This window comes from Bradyrhizobium sp. USDA 223 (assembly GCF_044909005.1).
In the GTDB taxonomy this organism is placed as follows: Bacteria; Pseudomonadota; Alphaproteobacteria; order Rhizobiales; family Xanthobacteraceae; genus Bradyrhizobium; species Bradyrhizobium yuanmingense.
The window spans coordinates 6,567,509-6,586,260 of record NZ_JBIYDR010000001.1; the positions used below are offsets into that span (position 1 = coordinate 6,567,509).

Here is an 18,752-nt window from a genome sequence, read left to right on the forward strand (position 1 = left end):
GAAGCGCCGGGTGGGGGCTCTTCCCTCTGGGGGATTGTCCCATTGCGGAAACACCCTCTCCCCAACCCTCTCCCGCAAGCGGGAGAGGGAGAGCAGCACCGCTGTGGGCGCTAGATGACGCAAAGCTACACCTTCCGTCCCATGACCGCGGCCGACATGCCGCTGATCCGGCGCTGGCTCGCCGCACCGCATGTCGCCGAGTGGTGGCATGATCCGGAGACGCTTGAATTCGTCGGCGGCGACCTCGATCATCCTGACCTGGCGCAATTCATCGTCAGCCTTGACGGCCGACCTTTCGCCTACCTGCAGTGCTACCGGCTCGGCGATTGGCATGTCAGCTTCGGCCCGCAGCCCGTGGGCACTCGCGGCCTCGATCAGTTCATCGGCGAGGCTGACATGCTCGGACGCGGCCACGGCTCCGCTTTCATCCGCGCCTTCATCGACCAGCTCTTCGCGCGCGGTGTGCCGCGCATCGTGATAGACCCGAGTCCTTCCAATGCGCGTGCGATTCGTGCCTATGAGAAAGCTGGCTTCGTGCCGCAGCACGAGATCGTCACGCCCGACGGTCCCGCACTCCTGATGATCCGAGACCCATGACGCTCGCCGCAAGCCCCGCTGCCAAGACTACATTCCCGCCGCTCGCCTGGGTCGGCATCGCGCTGCTGCTGCTCGCGCTGCAAGCCGCGATCCTGCTTGCGATGGGACGGGTGCCGATCTGCGCCTGCGGCACCATCAAGCTGTGGCACGGCGTGGTGAACAGCTCGGAGAATTCCCAGCAGATTGCAGACTGGTACACGTTCTCACACGTGCTGCACGGCTTCCTGTTCTACGGCCTGACCTGGCTGCTGTTCGCGCGGTTACCCTTCCTGCCTCTCTCCTGGCCCGCACGGCTGATCATCGCGATGCTGATCGAAGGCGCCTGGGAGATCGTCGAGAACTCGCCCTTCATCATCGAGCGCTACCGCGCCGGCACGATCTCGCTGGATTATTACGGCGACAGCATCCTCAATTCGGTCTCGGACAATCTGGCCATGATCCTGGGGTTCCTGGCCGCACGCGCGCTGCCTGTCACCGCGACCGTGCTGCTGGGGCTGGCCTTCGAGATCGTGCTGGCGCTCCACATTCGCGACAATCTGACGCTCAATATCCTGATGCTGATCCATCCGATCGATGCCGTGAAGCAGTGGCAATCCGGCCCGCCGATCATCTGACCCAAAATGCGGCTTGTCCTTGGCCGTCTCCAGCCCTAGCTAATCAGACATGACAGACTTCTCCCCCCGCGAAATCGTTTCCGAACTCGACCGTTTCATCGTCGGCCAGGGCGACGCCAAGCGCGCCGTCTCGATCGCGCTGCGCAACCGCTGGCGCCGGCAGCAGCTCACCGGCTCCTTGCGCGAGGAGGTGCTGCCGAAGAACATCCTGATGATCGGCCCCACCGGCGTCGGCAAGACGGAAATCGCGCGGCGGCTCGCCAAGCTCGCAAATGCGCCGTTCCTGAAGGTGGAAGCGACCAAATTCACCGAGGTCGGTTATGTCGGCCGCGACGTCGAGCAGATCATCCGCGATCTCGTCGAGGTCGCAATCGCGCAGGTGCGCGAGCGCAAGCGCAAGGACGTGCAGGCGCGCGCCCAGCTTGCCGCCGAGGAGCGCGTGCTCGATGCGCTGGTCGGCGCCAATGCGAGCTCGGCGACGCGCGAATCCTTCCGCAAGAAGCTGCGCGCCGGCGAACTGAACGACAAGGAAATCGAGATCGAGACGCAGTCGTCGGGCGGCGGCATGCCAATGTTCGAGATCCCGGGCATGCCGGGCGCCCAGATGGGCGCGATCTCGCTCGGCGACATCTTCGGCAAGCTCGGCGGCCGCAGCAAGACGCGCCGGCTGACGGTGGAGAGCTCGCACGAGATCCTCGTCAACGAGGAATCCGACAAGCTCTTGGACACCGAGCAGCTGACGCTGGAGGCGATCAGCGCGGTCGAGAACAACGGCATCGTGTTCCTGGACGAGATCGACAAGATCTGCGCCCGCGACGGCCGGGTCGGCGGCGACGTCTCGCGCGAGGGCGTGCAGCGCGATCTGCTGCCGCTGATCGAGGGCACCACGGTCTCGACCAAGCACGGCGCGGTCAAGACCGACCACATCCTGTTCATTGCGTCGGGCGCCTTCCACGTCGCCAAGCCGTCCGACCTCTTGCCGGAATTGCAGGGCCGCCTTCCGATCCGCGTCGAGTTGCAGGCGCTGACCCGCGACGACATGCGCCGCATCCTGACCGAGCCCGAGGCCTCGCTGATCAAGCAATATGTCGCCCTGATGCAGACCGAAGGCGTGACACTCGACATCACCGACAGCGCCATCGACGCGCTGGCCGACATTGCGGTTGCCGTCAATTCGACGGTCGAGAACATCGGCGCCCGGCGGCTGCAGACCGTGATGGAGCGGGTGCTGGACGAGATCTCCTTCACCGCCCCCGACCGCAACGGCGAGACCGTTCGGCTCGATGCGGATTACGTGCAAAAGCACATCGGCGACCTCGCCAAGAACGCGGATCTCAGCCGGTTCATTTTGTAATTCAGGGCGGTCACGCTATGGATGCGGCGTGACCGTACGCATCCTGCAAAATCCCTGGCGGCTCCTGCTCGCGATCAACGCGGCGGTCATCGTTGGCGTGCTCATTCACAAGATCCAGCTGCCGCCCTACGTCCCCTACATCCACCTCCTGGTCGACTATCATTTCGGCTTCATCAAGCGCGCGCTGATCGGGGCAATCGTCGCGCTGTTCACCGACAAGGTGCCGGTATGGCCAGTGTTCGCGCTCGGCGGGGCGATGTGGCTTGCAACGCTGGGCCTTTATGCCAGGCTCTTCCAGAACACGTTCGGCTTCTCCGCGAAAACGCTGCCGCTGTTCGTCTTCACCGCCGGCTCGCCGTTCTTCCTGAAGAACTTCATGCACACGCTCGGCCATTTCGACATCTACGGCTGCGCGCTGGCGATCATCCTGCTGCTGATGCCGGCCGGCTCGCTGGTCTTCGTGGCGACGGCTGCGCTGTTCTCGATCGTTCTCGTGCTGATCCATCACATTCATCTCTTGATGTATGTGCCGACGATCATCACCATCGTCGTGATCCGGCATTACCTTGCTTACGGCTGTGACCGCAGCAATGTTGTCTTCGGCGGGGTCGCTCTCGCCATTGTCTCCGCGCTGTTCTTCGCCGCGCAGTTTCTGGGAACGATGCCGGTCCCCGAAGCGGACTTCGTCGCCTATCTCAAAAGCCGGATGGCCGATCCTGCGCGCATCGACCTCTTGCAATTCGCCTATATCTGGTACCAGCCGCTGGCGAAGGAGGTTGCCGACACCTGGGGCCGCCTGCCGCACAACATCCTCGGCGTGCCCGTGTTCGCGCTTCTGATCTGGCTGCACGCGCCGCTGTGGCGCTTCTTTGCCAGCCTGATCGGCGCGCTCGCCAGCGATCTGCACAAGCGGCTCGTCATCGCAGCACTGGTCGGCATCAGTGTCGCCTATCTCGTGATGTTCGCTATGGTGTTCGACTATTCACGCTGGATCTCGAACTGGGCGGTCTGCATGTTCCTGATCCTGCACGCGGTGAAGATGCTGCCGGCCAAGCAGGAAGCAGCGCCGATTCCGGCGGAGGATCGCAAGACCAACATTTTCGGTTTGATCCTCACGCTGATCCCACGCGTCGGAATTATCCGACCGTTTTAGAGGTAGACCCAGTCGCAACCTCAGAGAAGGTGAGCTCCCTCCCCCGCTCTTGTCCGCCGAAGCCTTGGCGAAGGCGGATGCGGGGGAGGGTTGGGGAGAGGGTGTCTCCACAGAGGGATTCCCCAAGAGGAGAAAACCCTCACCCGCCGCGCTTCGCGCGTCGGCCTCTCCCGCAAGCGGGAGAGGCAAGGGAAGCCGCATCGCCGAGACTGCTACCCTCTCGCCCGCCTGATCCGCACATACAGCGCCCCCTCGCCGCCGTGGCCGATCGCGGCTTCCTCGAAGCCGACCACGAAGGCGCGGAATTCCGGCAGGCTGAGCCATTCCGGCACTTGGCGGCGGAGCACGCCGCTTTCGCCGCCGCTGCGTCCCTTGCCGGTGATGACGAGCACGAAGGTGAGGCCGTCCTGATGGGCGCGGTGCAGGAAGCCGGCCAGCGCGCGATGGGCGCGCATCTGGGTCATGCCGTGCAGGTCGAGCCGCGCCTCGATCTCGCTGCGGCCGCGCGACAGCTTGGTCCGCTCGCGCTTGCCAAGCGGCGCTAGCGGCGGAATCGACGGCTTTGCAACGCGCGGCGCCGGTGCAGCGGCAACCGGCCTTGACGGTGGCGAAGTCCTCGTCACCTGGGACCCGGGCGAAGATTCGGCGCGCGGGGTAGCATGCGCCTTGGCCGCGCGATGCTTTCGCAGCGGCTTGACATGCTTTGCGACGAGATCCCACAGCTCGCGCTCCTCCTCGCTCAGCGCGCGACGGCGCGGCGAGGGGCGAGGCTCCAGCACGGGCGGACGGGACGGCCGTTTCATTGCGGGCGATGGGGACGATTCTTCGCCGGACGGCGCGGCTCAGGGGCAGGCTCGATCGCGGGACGTGGCACGGGCAGGGGAATGGGGCCGGCGACCGCAATCGTTTCGGTCTTGCCTTGCGTTGCCGCGGCGACAGGCGTGCCAGTCTTTGCCGGATCGGTCTGCGGAAACAGCTTTGCGATCTTCTCGGCGGGCCTCGGGTCCGGGATCGGCAGCTTTGCGGCGCGTGGGGCGGGATCGAGGCTCTTCGGCACCAGTATCACGAATTGCATGGGGTGGCGCAGCCGGCCGGAGACGCGGCCGGCATCCGCGCCGGCGCCGAAAAACAGATCGGCGCGTGCGGGCCCGATAATGGCAGAGCCGGTATCCTGCGCGATCATCAGCCGGCGGAACGGGGTCTTGGCGCGTTCGGTTTCGATCGGCAGCTCGCCCTCGATGAAGAACGGTGTGCCGTAGACATGCAGCGATTTGTCGACCGCGATCGAGCGCCCCGCGGTCAAGGGAATGCCTTGCGCGCCGACTGCCTCCTCCTTGTCGGAGAGGTTGACCTCGCGGAAGAAGATGTAGGCGCGATTCGCGCGGCGCAGCTCCTTGGCGCCGTCGGGGTTCTGCGCCATCCACTCCCTGATCTTCTGCATCGACATCTCCTCTCTCGGGATGATGCCGCGCTCGATCAGGATGCGACCGACCGCCGTGTAGGGATAGCCGTTATAGGCGTCGTAATTAAGCCGAACCGAGCTGCCGTCGTCGAACTTGATGCGGGCCGAGCCCTGGATCTGCGCGAACAACAGATCGGTCGGATCCTTCAGCCAGGCGATCTCCAGCCCCCGGCCGGCGATCTTGCCGTCCTCGATCTCGCCGCGGTCGTAATAGGGCACCAGCTTGCGGCGGCCGATCTTGCGATAGACCGGGCCCTTGTTGGGCAGGCTGAGCGCATCCTGCTTGTAGCCGCGCACGAACAGGTTCGAGGGACGGCGATAGACCGGCACGTTGTAGACATCGGTCTGCGTTCGCGATCCCTCCAGCACCGGCTCGTAATAGCCGGTGACGAATCCGTCGGGCTCGCCGAGCCGCGAGATCCGCAGCGGCGTGAAGTTCTCCTCGAAGAATGCTTTCGCTTTGCCGTCGTCGACAAGCTCGAGGGTTTTGGCAACCCGGCAGGGCTCGCCCAGCGAGGTGCCCAAAGCTTTGGGCTCGGCCTTGGCTTCGCCGTTCTGCGCATTGATCGGCTTGCAGCTGGCGCGGAAGGTCTTGTACGCGGCGAGATGATTGTCGTCGCCCCATCCCTTCACGTCCGCCCAGGCCAGCGGCAGATATTGCGCGCCGGGAATTTCGAACGGCAGGGTGAGCTGCGGATAGGGCAAGGCCCGCGGCGGAGCGGCAGGCGTTCGCGGCAGATGGTGGTAGTGGCTGCGATGGTGACGCCGCGCCGCCTCGGCACCGAGCGAAAACGACGACAGCGCGACGGCGGCTGCGCAAAGCGCCGTCGCGCCGTTCTTCAGGAAGATCTTAATTCGCGCTTCCGGTGCCAACCAGCTTCCAGTTCGGATCGCGAGAGGAGGTGTCGCGGGCAAAAGTCCAGATATCGGTGATGTCAGCGACCGTGTCGGCGCTGCCGTCGACGATGTTGCCGGCCTTGTCGCGCGTGGCCGAGATCATCTGCGAGACGAAGCGCACGGTGAGCTGCGCACTGCGATCGCGCAACTCGGCGCCGACGAGCTCGGCCTTGTCGATCGACACGAACCGCGTCTCGGTCTTCTGCTCGTTCTTCTCGCGCTCCTTGATCGCGGCGTCGAAGCTGTCATAGACGTCCGACGACAACAGATCGCGCAGCGCGCGGCGGTCGCCATTGGCAAAAGCCAGCACGATCATCTCGTAGGCGCCGCGCGCACCCGAGAGGAAATGGCGCGGGTCGAAGCTGGAATCCTTCTCGACGATGGCATCGAGACCCTGCGCCAGCGGCGTACCCGGCTCGGTCAGCCCCTTCCAGCGATCGGCCGGCGCGGTCGGCTCGGCCGTCGGCGCCAGCGGGGCCTGGTCGATCACCTTGCCCGGCATGGTCACGACGTTGTTGTCCTGGGCGCCTCCGAGCGCGTTGCGGGCGGCGGTGCGATCGAACGGCGGCCGCTCGTTGCCGGTACGCTGCCCCAGCACGCTACGCAGCCGCAAGAAGATGAAGACGGCCAGCGCCAGGAATATGATGGTGTAGATGTCCACGTCGTATTCGCTTTCTGGTCTTTGCAGGGCTCGTTGCCGGGAAAATCAATCCGGCCAGTAGACCGTTCCTTACGGAAACGGCAAGTCTACATCACCATTTTGGGTCCACGTCAGGTCCGTGGGATGTAGGCACGAAATCTGGCCCGGCCAATGGCGCCTTTTGGCACAGCGCCAAGTGTAGCGCGTTTTATGCTTAAGGGGAAACCCGATCCTGCCCGGAAATGGCGCATCTTCAATCGTTTAAGGCGAAATTTCGCGGAAAAGGCAGGAGGAACGTCAAAGGCGCGATTGCGGCCCGAATTCCTGGTCCGGGACCGTTCGTCCTTGTGGAACGAGCCGGCCCTATGTTAGCCAACCGCCGCGAAATTCAGCCCCAATCGGGTAAGGAGACACTTTCATGACCAACGGTAACGGTACCCCTCCCGAGGCGGCCCAGGCTCCCCAGCTCAACGTGCTGGCGCAATACACCAAGGACCTCTCGTTCGAAAATCCCAACGCGCCGAGCTCGCTGCAGCCGCAGAGCCAGCCGCCGCAGATCAACATCCAGATCAACGTCAACGCCAACAATCTCAGTGAACAGGAATTCGAGGTGACGTTGTCGGTCGAGGGCAAGGCCGAGACCGCCGGTAAAGTGATGTTCTCGTTCGAACTCGCCTATGCCGGCGTGTTCCGGATCGTCAACGTGCCCAAGGAGAACCTGCACCCGCTGGTCATGATCGAGTGCCCGCGCCTGTTGTTCCCGTTCGCACGCGAGATCATTGCGACGGCGGTGCGCGATGGCGGGTTCCCGCCGCTGATGCTGGATCCGGTCGACTTCGTCGGTCTCTACCGCCAGAACATGGAGCGGCAAATGGCCGCTCAGGGCGGACAGGCCGGTCAGGCCTGAGCCGCCACCAGCGCGGCTGGAGCGGGCAGGTACTCGTTCCAGATCGCCTTGTCGCCGAGCGTTGCGATGAAGGCCCGATGGGCCTCGCGCTCGGCTTCGGAAATCCGCGGCGCGAGCGGCACCGGGCGTTGCCGCCGCGGCGCATCGCCGGTGCTACTGACCCTGATCTCCTCGGCGTCCGAGGCCAGCAGCAGCTGCGACTGCCGCGCTCCAACCAGATCGACATAGACCTCGGCGAGCAGCTCGGCGTCCAGCAGCGCGCCGTGCTTGGTACGGTGTGAATTGTCGATCGAATAGCGCGAGCAGAGATCGTCGAGCCGGTTGGACACGCCGGGATGCTTGCGACGCGCCAGCAGCAGCGTATCGACCAGGCGCTCGCGCGGGATCGCAGCGCGCTTGATGCGGTCGAGCTCGGCATTGATGAAGCCGATGTCGAACGAGGCGTTGTGGATCACCAGCGGGGCGTCGCCGATGAATGCCAGAAAGTCGTCGGCGACCTCGTGGAACAACGGCTTGGTCGCCAGGAACTCGGACGACAATCCGTGCACCGCAAACGCTTCCGCCGGCATGTCCCGCTCGGGGTTGATGTAGACGTGATACGTCTGTCCGGTCGGCATGCGATTGAAGATCTCGACGCAGCCGATCTCGACCAACCGATCGCCGCGCAGCGGATCGAGGCCGGTGGTTTCGGTGTCGAGGACGATTTCGCGCATGTCTCTTGGAAGCCGTGTGAGGCGGCGAATCAGGTCCGCCGCTGCGGCATCTTAACGACCTCGGCCAGGATGTGCGCGATTTGGGCCCGCACGGGGTCAAGTCCGTGTGAGGTATCCACCACGAAATCGGCCCGCTTGCGCTTCTCGGCATCCGGCATCTGCTTGGCGATGATGGCATCGAGCTTGGCCTCGTCCATCGTGCCGCGCGCCAGCACCCGCTGGCGCTGCAGCTCGGGCGAGGTCGAGACCACGACCACGGCATCGACCCGCTTCTCGCCGCCGGTCTCGAACAACAGCGGGATGTCCAGCACCACGACCGGCGCCTTGGCGGCCTCGGCGTCGGCAAAGAATTTCTGCCGGGAAGCGCCGAGCATGGGATGAACGATCTGCTCGAGCTGCTTGATCGCGGCGGGATCGTGCACGACACGCGCCGACAGCTTTTGCCGGTCGACCTTGCCATTCGCGGTGGTGCCGGGGAAGGCCGCCTCGATCGCGGGGGCGGCCTCACCCTCATAGAGCTGATGCACGGCGGCATCGGCGTCGTAGACGGGGACGCCTGCCTCCGCGAACAATGTCGCGGTGGTGGATTTGCCCATCCCGATCGAGCCGGTCAGTCCCAGAATTCGCATCAGCACCCAGCCTTCTCTCGCATCTACACCGCAATTAGCTGCTCGCTGCGCAGATACGCAAGCAGCGGCAACAGCGGCAGGCCGAGAATGGTGAAATGGTCGCCCTCGATGCGCTCGAACAGATGGATGCCGAGGCTCTCGAGCTGATAGGCGCCGACGCTACTGGTCACAGCGTCGCCGGCGGCGTCGAGATAGGCCGAAAGCTCGGCTTCGCTCATTCCCCGCATGGTCATGCGCGCCACGGAAATGTCCTCGAAGAGAATCCTGCCATCCTGCGCCACGGCGACGGCGGAATTCAGCTCGTGCGTCTGACCGGCGAGATCGCGCAATTGCGCCAGCGCCTGGGTGCGGCCTGCCGGCTTGTTGAAGAGACGGCTCCCGAGCGCCAGCGTCTGGTCGGCGCCGATCACATAATGTCCGGGATAACAGGCAGAAACAGCCTTGGCCTTTTCGCGGGCCAAGAGCAGGGCGATCTCGCGCGGGTTGGAGAGCTTTGACGCGGCCTGGATGCCACGCTCGTCGATATCAGCGGTGACGGCTTCGAAGTCGAGCCCGGCATTGGCCAGCAGCATTTTGCGCGCGCTGCTTTGCGAGGCCAGGATCAACGGACTTTTGCCGCGCCACAGGCTCATCGGCGACACTTACTCGGACGGCCGGTTGCGCTGGCGATCGCTATACAGCTTCATGATCGCCGCCGCGGTTTCCTCGATGGAGCGGCGCGTGACGTCCAGCAGCGGCCAGTCATGCTTGGCGCTCAGCTTGCGCGCGAACGCGACCTCCTCCGTGACCGACTGCTTGTCGGTGTAGGTATCGCTGCCGCTGCTGGACTCGGCGCCCATGGACAGCAGGCGGTTCTGCCGGATCTGAATCAGGCGTTCCGGCGTCGCGTGCAGGCTAACCACCAGCGGCCGCGTCAGCGTCTCCAATTGCGGGGGCACCGGAATGCCCGGCACCAGCGGCACGTTGGCGGTGCGAATGCCGCGATTGGCGAGATAGATCGATGTCGGCGTCTTCGATGTCCGGGACACCCCGACCAGTACCACGTCGGCCTCGTCGAGACCTTCGACATGCTGACCGTCGTCATGGATCATCGTGTAGTTCAAGGCATCGATGCGCTTAAAATATTCCGCGTTGAGCACGTGCTGGGCGCCGACACGGCCGGTGGTCGCTGCTCCCAGATAGGCCTCGAACAGCTGCATCACCGGGCCGATGATCGACAGACTCGGAACATTGATCTGCTTGCACTTGTCCTCGAGTCTGGCGACCAGATCCTTCTCGAGCAGCGTGAACAGCACGATCCCCGGCGCTTCCTCGATCTCGTCGAGCACGCGGTCGAGCTGCTTCTGGCTGCGCACCAAAGGATAGACGTGCTCGACCGGCGTCACGTTGGCGTATTGGGCCGCGACCGCGCGCGCCACGGTGATGAGCGTCTCACCCGTGGAGTCCGAGACCAGGTGGAGATGGAAATAATTGTTCGAGGTCGGCACAAAAACCCTTTGAATTTCGTTGGGGTGGTTTGTGGATTTCTGTGGAGCTTAACCTCTCGGAAAGGGATGCGCGACACCAGGGGCGGGACAAGGCGTGATTTTCTTCACACCGCTGCCGGTCAGGACAAATCCGACGCCCCGCCGAGAGGGAAGCGGGATTGCGCGGACAAGTCCCTTGATAAGCTGCCGATACAATCGCGCAAGCCTTTGAAGCCGGCTGACTTATCGGAAGTCGACAAAGGCGGTCCGGAATATGTGGATGGATGTGAACAAGCGCGCGTGAACGCGCGGACGGAATTGTGTGAGTCCAATCCACGGTCACATAGACTCAAACCTTAAGAATCTAAGATTCTAGATTTGAGGAAGGCGCTACGGAGGGATATGTGTGCGGGGTAAGACTTAACGGGTTCTTACTATCCCCAGCGTTCCCCGCGCTGGGCAGCAAGCCGGGCCCCCCGAAAATGTTCGAAGACGTCTATCTCTGGATCAAGGCGCTGCACGTGATCGCCGTCATCTCCTGGATGGCCGGCATGCTCTACCTGCCGCGGCTGTTCGTCTATCACTGCGAGGCCGAAATCGGCTCGAAGCAGTCGGAGACGTTCAAGGTGATGGAACGCCGGCTGCTCAAGGCAATCATCAACCCCGCGATGATGATCACCTGGCTCGCCGGGCTCTATCTCGCCTGGTCCGGGCATTGGTTCTCGTTCGGCTGGCTGCACGTCAAACTGGCACTGGTCCTGGTGCTCTCGGCGGTCCACGGCTATTTTTCACGCTGGGTCAAGGATTTCGCCGCCGATCGCCGCCCGCGAAGCCAGAAATTCTATCGGATTATCAACGAGGTGCCGACCGTCCTGATGATTTTCATCGTCATCATGGTGATCGTGAAGCCGTTCTAGGCAGACCGCGCGACGATTCGCTCAGCGCTTCGGCTTGCGGAGCGCTAGGCGATTTTCTATATTATCGATATCCCACCCAACGCAGGCGGATGTGGTTGTGTCCGAGCCTTCCAGAGGCCGGACCCCGCATCAGGATTGAAGCCTCACCGGCGTTCACCTTGCCAGACCTGCGGACCTTACCTGCACCTGCTCGCGTCCGCATTTCAGAGCCTCCTCGCACCCCCTCTTTTCAGGTTACCCCACAGGACCACCCCAATGCGGGAAATCAAACTCGAAGACCTCAAGTCCAAAACGCCGGCCGAGCTCGTCTCGTTCGCGGAGGAGAATGGGGTCGAGAATGCCAGCACCATGCGCAAGCAGGAGCTGCTGTTCGCCATCCTCAAGCAGCTGGCGCTCGCCGAGACCGATATTGTCGGCCAGGGCGTCGTCGAAGTTCTCTCCGACGGCTTCGGCTTTCTCCGCTCGCCCGACGCGAATTATCTGCCGGGCCCGGACGACATCTACGTGTCGCCCTCGCAGATCCGCCGTTTCGGCCTGCGCACCGGCGACACCATCGAAGGCCACATCCGCAGCCCGAAAGAGGGCGAGCGCTACTTCGCGCTGCTGAAGGTCAACACGCTCAATTTCGAGGATCCGGAAAAGGCCAAGCACAAGGTCAATTTCGACAACCTCACGCCGCTGTTTCCGAATCAGCGTTTCCGCATGGAAATCGACGATCCCACGCGGAAAGACCTGTCGGCACGCGTGATCGACATCGTCGCGCCCATCGGCAAGGGCCAGCGCGCCTTGATCGTGGCGCCGCCGCGCACCGGTAAAACCGTGCTGATGCAGAACATCGCGCATTCGATCACGCACAATCACCCCGAATGCTATTTGATCGTGCTCTTGATCGACGAGCGTCCGGAAGAAGTCACGGACATGCAGCGCTCGGTGAAGGGCGAGGTCGTGTCCTCGACCTTCGACGAGCCGGCGGTGCGCCACGTTCAGGTCGCCGAGATGGTGATCGAGAAGGCAAAACGCCTGGTCGAGCACGGCCGCGACGTCGTGATCCTGCTCGATTCGATCACGCGCCTCGGCCGCGCCTACAACACCGTGGTGCCGTCATCCGGCAAGGTGCTGACCGGCGGTGTCGACGCCAACGCGCTGCAGCGTCCGAAGCGCTTCTTCGGCGCGGCCCGCAACATTGAGGAGGGCGGCTCGTTGACCATCATCGCGACCGCGCTGGTCGATACCGGCAGCCGCATGGACGAAGTCATCTTCGAAGAGTTCAAGGGCACCGGTAACTCCGAACTGATCCTGGACCGCAAGGTCTCGGACAAGCGCACCTTCCCGGCAATCGATATCTCGCGCTCCGGCACCCGCAAGGAGGAGCTCATCACCGATCCGCAGGTGCTCAAGAAGATGTACGTGCTCCGCCGCATCCTCAATCCAATGGGGACGATGGACGCGATCGACTTCCTGCTCGACAAGCTGCGCTCGACCAAGAGCAATTCGGAGTTCTTCGACTCCATGAACACCTGAGTGCACTGCAACAAAGAATTCTAGGGCGCCTTCGGGCGCCCCTTTTTGCTGCGGTTTTGCTGCAGCGAATGTGCAGCATGAGCGGCAGCCGCTACCCGATCCCGATCTCCGTTTCTCCTTAAGCTGTTGATATCAAAAAGTAATCATTGAAATTCTGGTCGGCCTCTCCTCTTCCGATCAGGCGAACTGCAGCAAAAGGCTGCGGTTATATTGCGATGCGAAATCGATTTGCTGCAGAATCTGGTGCAGCAAATCCGGTTGGTTCGATCGCGAAAAACGGACGTTTGCGTTTTCGGCCGCAGCCGGACAAATAGGCTATGCATCCGCGAGACCAGACCATTTTCGCGCTGTCATCCGGGCGGGCGCCCAGCGCGATCGCCGTGGTCCGCGTCTCCGGCGCGCAAGCCGGCTTAGCGTTGACTACGCTAGCGGGCCGGTTGCCGGCGCCGCGACAGGCGAGCCGTCGGCTGCTCCGGGACGGCGCGGGCCAGCCGATCGACGATGCGGTCGTGCTCTGGTTTCCAGGACCGGCCAGCGCCACCGGCGAGGATGTTGCCGAGTTTCACGTTCATGGCGGCCGGGCGGTGCTGGCGGCGCTCTTCGCTGCAATTTCCGATATTCCGAATACGCGTGCGGCCGACCCCGGCGAGTTCACGCGCCGCGCCTTCGAGAATGGCAAGCTCGACCTGACCGAGGCCGAGGGCCTGGACGATCTCATCCACGCCGACACGGACCGCCAGCGCCGCCAAGCGCTGCGCCAATTGCAGGGCCTGCTTGGCGACCGTGCGCGCGACTGGCGCGAGCGCATCATCGAGGCCTCCGCGCTGATCGAGGCCGGCATCGATTTTTCCGATGAAGGCGACGTGCCGGCGGAGCTGCGGGCGCCGGCGGTGAAAGCGATCAGAGCGCTTCACGACGAAATCACGAAAGTGCTTGCGGCGCAGGGGCATTCTGAACGGCTGCGCGAGGGCCTTGTCGTTGCCATCGCCGGCGAGCCGAATGTCGGCAAGTCGACGCTGATCAACCAGCTCGCGCGCCGCGAGGTCGCGATCGTCTCGCCGCATGCCGGCACCACGCGCGACGTGATCGAGGTGCAGCTCGATCTCGACGGTTATCCCGTCACGGTCATCGACACCGCCGGTATCCGCGAGACCGACGATCCGGTCGAGCAGGAGGGCGTGCGCCGCGCCCGCGCGCGCGCCGAGGACGCCGACCTGGTGCTGTGGCTGGTGGAGGGCGGGCAAGCCGTCGATCCGAATACAATGCGCTCGCGCTGGACATCGGCGGACGGTGCTGCTTCGCCCGGCGGCTCGGTCTGGATCGTGCGCAACAAGATCGATCTCGGCGGGGTCGGAAGAGCCAAGCCGAGCGAGTTTGGGATTTCGGCAAGCCGGGGCGACGGCATGCCTGAGTTGGTCGAGGCGCTGGTGAAATTCGCTTCGGAGTTCTTCGGAACCACCGAGGGCGCCATGGTGACCCGGGCCCGCCAGCGCGAGTTATTGAGCCGGGCCTCAGACAGCTTGCGCCGGAGTCTGGACCTTGTAGAACACGGTGAGGAGCTCGCGGCCGAAGAGCTGCGGACGGCCGCCTATGCCTTGGGCCGGCTCTTGGGCCGGGTAGACGTCGAGGACGTCCTTGGGGCCATCTTCCAGAAGTTCTGCATCGGAAAGTAGCGCTAGTTCTTCATTGTAGAACTAGCGCTTGTTCCATTTCTTCTGTTTCACGTGAAACAGCGCCGGGGCCGCCATGTCGGTCGGCCGTTCCGATCTACAGAGAGAGCGCGAAGGCGATGGCTGTGCTTCGAATCGCGTCATTGCGAGGAGGCCTTGCGAAAAGCAATCCAGACTGTTTCTGCCGCGAAACTCTGGATTGCTTCGCTACGCTCGCAATGAGGGCGTATGATGCGGTTCCCCGCGTTCCACTGGCAGCTCCGGTACCAGGCAAGGGGCACGTGATAGGGCTCGTGTGCTCGGCCCATCTACCGCAGTAAGCCCCCGATCTTGTTTCACGTGAAACACCATATGGCTCAATGCCCCTCCTACCGTGCATGGGGTTGTTTTCGCGAAAGTGCTGCCGCCCTGGGCCGCGCTTGTTTCACGTGAAACACGGCCCACGGAGTTTCCACTTCCGGCTTGCTCGCCGCTAAGCTAGAAGTCCGTCCATGCGAACAGAGCGAGAGAGCTTCGACGTCATCGTCATCGGCGGCGGCCACGCCGGCTGTGAGGCCGCGGCTGCTTCTGCCCGGATGGGTGCAACGACCGCTCTGGTAACGCACCGTTTCTCCACCGTTGGCGCGATGTCCTGCAATCCCGCCATCGGCGGCCTCGGCAAAGGGCATCTGGTCCGCGAGGTCGATGCGCTCGACGGCCTGATGGGCCGTGTGGGCGATGCGGGCGGCATCCAGTTTCGCGTTCTCAATCGTCGGAAAGGTCCTGCCGTCCGCGGTCCGCGGGCCCAGGCCGACCGCAAGCTCTATGCGGCGGCGATGCAGGCCGCGATCCTCCAGACCGAAGGTCTTTCCGTCATCGAGGGCGAAGCCGACGAGCTGGTCGTGGTCGATGGTCGGGTGACCGGGCTTCGCCTGGCCGACGGCCGGGAGCTCCGGGCAGGGGGCATTGTCGTGACCACCGGCACCTTCCTCCGCGGTCTCATCCATCTCGGCGAGAAGAACTGGCCCGCCGGACGTGTCGGCGAGGCGCCTGCGATGGGCCTTTCCAGCTCCTTCGAGCGCGCCGGCTTCACTCTTGGGCGTCTCAAGACCGGGACGCCGCCGCGTCTCGACGGCACCACCATCGACTGGTCCGTAGTCGAGATGCAGCCCGGCGACGAGCCGCCGGAGCCGTTCTCGGTAATGACTGAGCGGATCACGACGCCGCAGATCCAGTGCGGGATTACCCGGACCACGTCCGCGACCCATGAGGTGATCCGGGCCAATGTCCATCGCTCCCCGATGTACTCCGGCCAGATCAAGAGTTCCGGTCCACGCTATTGCCCCTCGATCGAGGACAAGATCGTCCGCTTCGGCGACCGCGACGGTCACCAGATCTTCCTGGAGCCGGAAGGGCTCGACGACACGACCGTCTATCCCAACGGCATCTCGACCTCGCTCCCCGAAGAGGTCCAGCTCGCGATCCTCGCCAGCATTCCCGGCCTGGAGCGGGTGAGGATGGTCCGTCCCGGCTACGCCATCGAATACGACCACATCGATCCCCGCGAGCTCGATCCGACCCTCCAGACCAAGCGTCTGCGCGGTCTCTTCCTGGCCGGGCAGATCAATGGCACCACCGGATATGAGGAGGCCGCCGGGCAGGGCATCGTCGCCGGCCTGAATGCCGCGCTCTCCGCCAGCGGTGCCGCGCTCACCGTGTTCGACCGTGCCGACGGCTATCTCGGTGTGATGATCGACGACCTCGTCACCCGCGGAATCAGCGAGCCCTATCGGATGTTCACCTCGCGGGCCGAGTACCGGCTGACGCTGCGGGCCGACAATGCCGACCAACGTCTGACCGAGAAAGGGATCGCTCTGGGATGTGTCGGCAGCGCCCGGATCAGGCATCATCGCGCCAAGATGGACGCCCTGAACGCTGCCCGGACGTTGTCGAAGTCCCTGACCATCACTCCGAACGAAGCCATCAAGCACGGGCTGTCGCTGAACCGGGACGGCCAACGCCGCTCGGCGTTCGAGCTGATGGCCTATCCGGAGATCGGCTGGAGCCAGGTCCGCGCGATCTGGCCCGAGCTGTCGGCCATCGATCCCGTCATCGCCACCCATCTCGAGATCGACGCCAAGTACGACGTCTACCTGGAGCGACAGAGTGCCGACGTTGAAGCCTTCCGGCGCGACGAGGGCATGGTGCTGGCGGATGTCGATTACCAGCTCGTTCCCGGTCTCTCCAATGAAGTGCGCGCCAAGCTGGAGAAGGCACGACCGTTCACCGTCGGCCAAGCCGGCCGGATCGACGGGATGACGCCGGCGGCGCTCGGCATTCTTGCGGCCTATCTCCGCCGCGAGGCACGGAAGACTTCCAAAGCAATCGCATAAAGCCAATCGCATAGGCGTTTCACGTGAAACAGCGCGGACCGGGCGGAGATCGACCGCCATCGCGACGACCCGGAGCGGGTGAGGGCGCTGGGCGGCGAATTGAATCTGGGTCGGCCAGCCCGAAGATCAGCAAGGCCACAGCCAACGACAAGGCGCTCGATTCCATCATCGCCGCGGACAAGATCGCCGCCCTCAAGCTCGCTCCCGTTTCACGTGAAACCGAGGAGCGGCTTGATCGCTACATCGCGCTACTCCGGGAGTGGCAGGCCAAGACCAATCTCGTCGCGCCATCGACCTTGTCAAACCTCTGGACCCGGCACATCGCTGACTCGCTCCAGCTGCTCGATCTCGCACCGGCTGCAAAACGCTGGGCTGATCTCGGGAGCGGCGGCGGATTTCCCGGCGTCGTGCTCGCCTGCGCCATGGCCGGCAGGCCCGGGGCGAGCGTCCATCTGGTCGAGCGAATCGCCAAGAAGGCCGCCTTTTTGCGCGAAGCGATCCGCGTCACCACATCTCCGGGGGTCGTACATCTCGCTGAGATCGGGGATAATGTGGATAGAATCACCGGCCCCGTCGATTGCGTCACCGCGCGTGCGCTGGCTCCGCTACATCAACTCATCGGCTTTGCGGAGCCGCTGATGCGCCAGGGCGCAAGAGCGTTGTTTCTCAAGGGTCAAGATGTAGAGGCTGAATTGACCGAAGCCGCTAAATATTGGAGTATTCGGCCGCAGCTCCACCAAAGCCGCACGGGCGACGGTTGGATCGTGGAGCTCAATGCCGCCGAACGGCGCAGCTGAGGCGTTGAGGGGTGAGTGGGGGAATTGCGATGAGCGTGATTGACGAACCGCAGCAAGAACAGACGGCCCAAAAGACCGACGAGGTCCCCCACGGCCATCCGCGCATCCTCGCGCTGGCGAATCAAAAGGGCGGAGTGGGGAAAACAACCACAGCGATCAACCTTGGTACGGCGCTCGCGGCGATTGGCGAGCGCGTCCTGATCGTCGATCTCGATCCCCAGGGCAACGCCTCGACCGGCCTCGGCATCGATCGCCGCAACCGCTCCTGCTCGACCTACGACGTGCTGATCGGCGAAGCCGCCTTGCGCGAGGCGGTGGTCTCGACCGCGGTGCCGCGGCTGCACATCGCACCATCGACCATGGATCTCTCTGGCCTCGAGCTCGAGCTCGGCACCACGCCCGGCCGCGCCTTCAAGTTGCGCGACGCGATCGGCGCGCTCAACAACAACGTCTCCCCGGACGCCGACTACACCTACGTGCTGATCGACTGCCCGCCCTCGCTCAACCTGCTCACGGTCAACGCGATGGCGGCCTCGGATGCGATCCTGGTGCCGCTGCAATGCGAGTTCTTCGCGCTCGAAGGTCTGTCGCAATTGTTGCAGACGGTGGAGCAGGTGCGCTCGACACTCAATCCGAACCTGTCGATCCACGGCATCGTGTTGACCATGTTCGACTCGCGCAACAACCTGTCGAACCAGGTCGTCGCCGACGTCCGCCAGTTCATGGGCGAGAAGGTCTACAAGACCATGATCCCGCGCAACGTGCGCATCTCGGAAGCGCCGTCCTACGGCAAGCCGGTGCTGGTCTACGACCTCAAATGCGTCGGCAGCGAAGCTTACTTGCGCCTCGCCACCGAAGTGATCCAGCGCGAGCGCGAGTTGCGCAACACGCATTGACGCTGCCGTAGGGTGGGTTAGCCGAAGGCGTAACCCACCGCGGTCTATCTCCGTGGAAACAGAGGAGGTGGGTTACGCTTCGCTAACCCACCCTACGATTCGAAATTCAGTTCTGGAGTGCTGCACTGTGAATCCAAGGGAGCTGGC

The 18,752-nt window shown here is 63.8% G+C and carries 18 protein-coding genes; 11 read left to right on the forward strand and 7 right to left on the reverse strand.

What is annotated here, in order from left to right; all coding sequences use genetic code 11:
* Nucleotides 1-114 precede the first annotated feature (114 nt).
* Genes ABIA40_RS30635 through ABIA40_RS30650 form a run of 4 tightly spaced genes read left to right on the forward strand, consistent with a single transcriptional unit; the run spans nt 115 to nt 3,718 of the window.
* Nucleotides 115-597 (forward strand): GNAT family N-acetyltransferase, encoded by a 483-nt coding sequence (locus ABIA40_RS30635; RefSeq protein ID WP_404544964.1) that lies wholly within the window; start codon nt 115-117, stop codon nt 595-597.
* Entirely contained in the window at nt 594-1,211 is a 618-nt protein-coding gene (locus ABIA40_RS30640) for a DUF2585 domain-containing protein (RefSeq protein WP_271543252.1), read from the forward strand. The genes ABIA40_RS30635 and ABIA40_RS30640 overlap by 4 nt, the downstream gene beginning before the upstream one ends.
* Before the next feature lie 49 nt (nt 1,212-1,260).
* Complete coding sequence (gene hslU, locus ABIA40_RS30645; RefSeq protein ID WP_036003145.1) at nt 1,261-2,565, forward strand: ATP-dependent protease ATPase subunit HslU; 1,305 nt, start codon at nt 1,261-1,263, stop codon at nt 2,563-2,565.
* Nucleotides 2,566-2,593: 28 nt separating this feature from the next.
* Nucleotides 2,594-3,718 carry a hypothetical protein gene (locus ABIA40_RS30650; protein WP_404544966.1) on the forward strand — a complete coding sequence of 375 codons (1,125 nt, stop codon included), beginning with the start codon at nt 2,594-2,596 and terminating at the stop codon, nt 3,716-3,718.
* Nucleotides 3,719-3,930: 212 nt separating this feature from the next.
* On the opposite strand, the gene ABIA40_RS30655 is transcribed toward ABIA40_RS30650, so the two are convergent.
* The 3 genes from ABIA40_RS30655 to ABIA40_RS30665 are packed head-to-tail and all read right to left on the reverse strand — an operon-like array spanning nt 3,931 to nt 6,738.
* Nucleotides 3,931-4,521 carry a Smr/MutS family protein gene (locus tag ABIA40_RS30655; protein ID WP_225127350.1) on the reverse strand — a complete coding sequence of 197 codons (591 nt, stop codon included), beginning with the start codon at nt 4,519-4,521 and terminating at the stop codon, nt 3,931-3,933.
* Nucleotides 4,518-6,053 (reverse strand): MltA domain-containing protein, encoded by a 1,536-nt coding sequence (locus ABIA40_RS30660; protein ID WP_404544969.1) that lies wholly within the window; start codon nt 6,051-6,053, stop codon nt 4,518-4,520. Before ABIA40_RS30660 ends, ABIA40_RS30655 begins: the two co-directional genes overlap by 4 nt.
* Nucleotides 6,031-6,738 carry a Tim44/TimA family putative adaptor protein gene (locus ABIA40_RS30665; RefSeq protein ID WP_036044972.1) on the reverse strand — a complete coding sequence of 236 codons (708 nt, stop codon included), beginning with the start codon at nt 6,736-6,738 and terminating at the stop codon, nt 6,031-6,033. Before ABIA40_RS30665 ends, ABIA40_RS30660 begins: the two co-directional genes overlap by 23 nt.
* Before the next feature lie 397 nt (nt 6,739-7,135).
* Between ABIA40_RS30665 and secB the strand changes: the two genes are divergently transcribed.
* Nucleotides 7,136-7,624, forward strand: a complete 489-nt coding sequence (secB, locus tag ABIA40_RS30670) for a protein-export chaperone SecB (protein ID WP_036003132.1) — start codon at nt 7,136-7,138, stop codon at nt 7,622-7,624.
* Here secB and dnaQ read toward each other — a convergent pair.
* Genes dnaQ through ABIA40_RS30690 form a run of 4 tightly spaced genes read right to left on the reverse strand, consistent with a single transcriptional unit; the run spans nt 7,615 to nt 10,453 of the window.
* Complete coding sequence (dnaQ, locus tag ABIA40_RS30675; RefSeq protein WP_404544972.1) at nt 7,615-8,337, reverse strand: DNA polymerase III subunit epsilon; 723 nt, start codon at nt 8,335-8,337, stop codon at nt 7,615-7,617. The two genes, secB and dnaQ, sit on opposite strands and share 10 nt — an antisense overlap.
* A 29-nt stretch (nt 8,338-8,366) precedes the next feature.
* Nucleotides 8,367-8,966: a dephospho-CoA kinase gene (gene coaE / locus ABIA40_RS30680; protein ID WP_036024292.1), complete on the reverse strand. Its 600-nt coding sequence runs from the start codon at nt 8,964-8,966 to the stop codon at nt 8,367-8,369.
* Nucleotides 8,967-8,989: 23 nt separating this feature from the next.
* Nucleotides 8,990-9,598 carry a Maf family nucleotide pyrophosphatase gene (locus ABIA40_RS30685; protein ID WP_404544975.1) on the reverse strand — a complete coding sequence of 203 codons (609 nt, stop codon included), beginning with the start codon at nt 9,596-9,598 and terminating at the stop codon, nt 8,990-8,992.
* 9 nt (nt 9,599-9,607) lie between these two features.
* Nucleotides 9,608-10,453, reverse strand: coding sequence for a pyruvate, water dikinase regulatory protein (locus ABIA40_RS30690; RefSeq protein WP_036003121.1), 846 nt, complete (start codon nt 10,451-10,453; stop codon nt 9,608-9,610).
* A gap of 461 nt (nt 10,454-10,914) precedes the next feature.
* Here ABIA40_RS30690 and hemJ point away from each other — a divergent pair, with 461 nt between their 5' ends.
* The 6 genes from hemJ (at nt 10,915) to ABIA40_RS30720 (ending at nt 18,605) form a co-directional block, all read left to right on the forward strand.
* Nucleotides 10,915-11,349, forward strand: coding sequence for a protoporphyrinogen oxidase HemJ (gene hemJ, locus ABIA40_RS30695; RefSeq protein ID WP_157285159.1), 435 nt, complete (start codon nt 10,915-10,917; stop codon nt 11,347-11,349).
* Nucleotides 11,350-11,604: 255 nt separating this feature from the next.
* Entirely contained in the window at nt 11,605-12,870 is a 1,266-nt protein-coding gene (gene rho / locus ABIA40_RS30700) for a transcription termination factor Rho (protein WP_008133567.1), read from the forward strand.
* A gap of 317 nt (nt 12,871-13,187) precedes the next feature.
* A complete protein-coding gene (gene mnmE, locus ABIA40_RS30705) occupies nt 13,188-14,543 on the forward strand; it encodes a tRNA uridine-5-carboxymethylaminomethyl(34) synthesis GTPase MnmE (protein WP_404544978.1) in 1,356 nt (451 codons plus the stop codon).
* A gap of 488 nt (nt 14,544-15,031) precedes the next feature.
* A complete protein-coding gene (gene mnmG, locus ABIA40_RS30710; protein WP_271543230.1) occupies nt 15,032-16,912 on the forward strand; it encodes a tRNA uridine-5-carboxymethylaminomethyl(34) synthesis enzyme MnmG in 1,881 nt (626 codons plus the stop codon).
* A 23-nt stretch (nt 16,913-16,935) separates the two neighbouring features.
* Nucleotides 16,936-17,709, forward strand: a complete 774-nt coding sequence (gene rsmG / locus ABIA40_RS30715; RefSeq protein ID WP_404544981.1) for a 16S rRNA (guanine(527)-N(7))-methyltransferase RsmG — start codon at nt 16,936-16,938, stop codon at nt 17,707-17,709.
* Between the two features lie 29 nt (nt 17,710-17,738).
* Nucleotides 17,739-18,605 carry a ParA family protein gene (locus tag ABIA40_RS30720; protein ID WP_404544982.1) on the forward strand — a complete coding sequence of 289 codons (867 nt, stop codon included), beginning with the start codon at nt 17,739-17,741 and terminating at the stop codon, nt 18,603-18,605.
* The last annotated feature ends 147 nt before the right edge of the window (nt 18,606-18,752 follow it).

Coding starts and splice junctions, on each gene's coding strand:
- hemJ (WP_157285159.1), top strand. CDS start 10,915: ATGTTCGAAGACGTCTATCTCTGGATCAAGGCGCTGCACGTGATCGCC.
- rho (WP_008133567.1), top strand. CDS start 11,605: ATGCGGGAAATCAAACTCGAAGACCTCAAGTCCAAAACGCCGGCCGAG.
- secB (WP_036003132.1), top strand. CDS start 7,136: ATGACCAACGGTAACGGTACCCCTCCCGAGGCGGCCCAGGCTCCCCAG.
- hslU (WP_036003145.1), top strand. CDS start 1,261: ATGACAGACTTCTCCCCCCGCGAAATCGTTTCCGAACTCGACCGTTTC.
- coaE (WP_036024292.1), bottom strand. CDS start 8,966: ATGCGAATTCTGGGACTGACCGGCTCGATCGGGATGGGCAAATCCACC.
- mnmE (WP_404544978.1), top strand. CDS start 13,188: ATGCATCCGCGAGACCAGACCATTTTCGCGCTGTCATCCGGGCGGGCG.
- ABIA40_RS30720 (WP_404544982.1), top strand. CDS start 17,739: ATGAGCGTGATTGACGAACCGCAGCAAGAACAGACGGCCCAAAAGACC.
- mnmG (WP_271543230.1), top strand. CDS start 15,032: ATGCGAACAGAGCGAGAGAGCTTCGACGTCATCGTCATCGGCGGCGGC.
- ABIA40_RS30635 (WP_404544964.1), top strand. CDS start 115: ATGACGCAAAGCTACACCTTCCGTCCCATGACCGCGGCCGACATGCCG.
- ABIA40_RS30655 (WP_225127350.1), bottom strand. CDS start 4,521: ATGAAACGGCCGTCCCGTCCGCCCGTGCTGGAGCCTCGCCCCTCGCCG.
- dnaQ (WP_404544972.1), bottom strand. CDS start 8,337: ATGCGCGAAATCGTCCTCGACACCGAAACCACCGGCCTCGATCCGCTG.
- ABIA40_RS30640 (WP_271543252.1), top strand. CDS start 594: ATGACGCTCGCCGCAAGCCCCGCTGCCAAGACTACATTCCCGCCGCTC.
- ABIA40_RS30685 (WP_404544975.1), bottom strand. CDS start 9,598: ATGAGCCTGTGGCGCGGCAAAAGTCCGTTGATCCTGGCCTCGCAAAGC.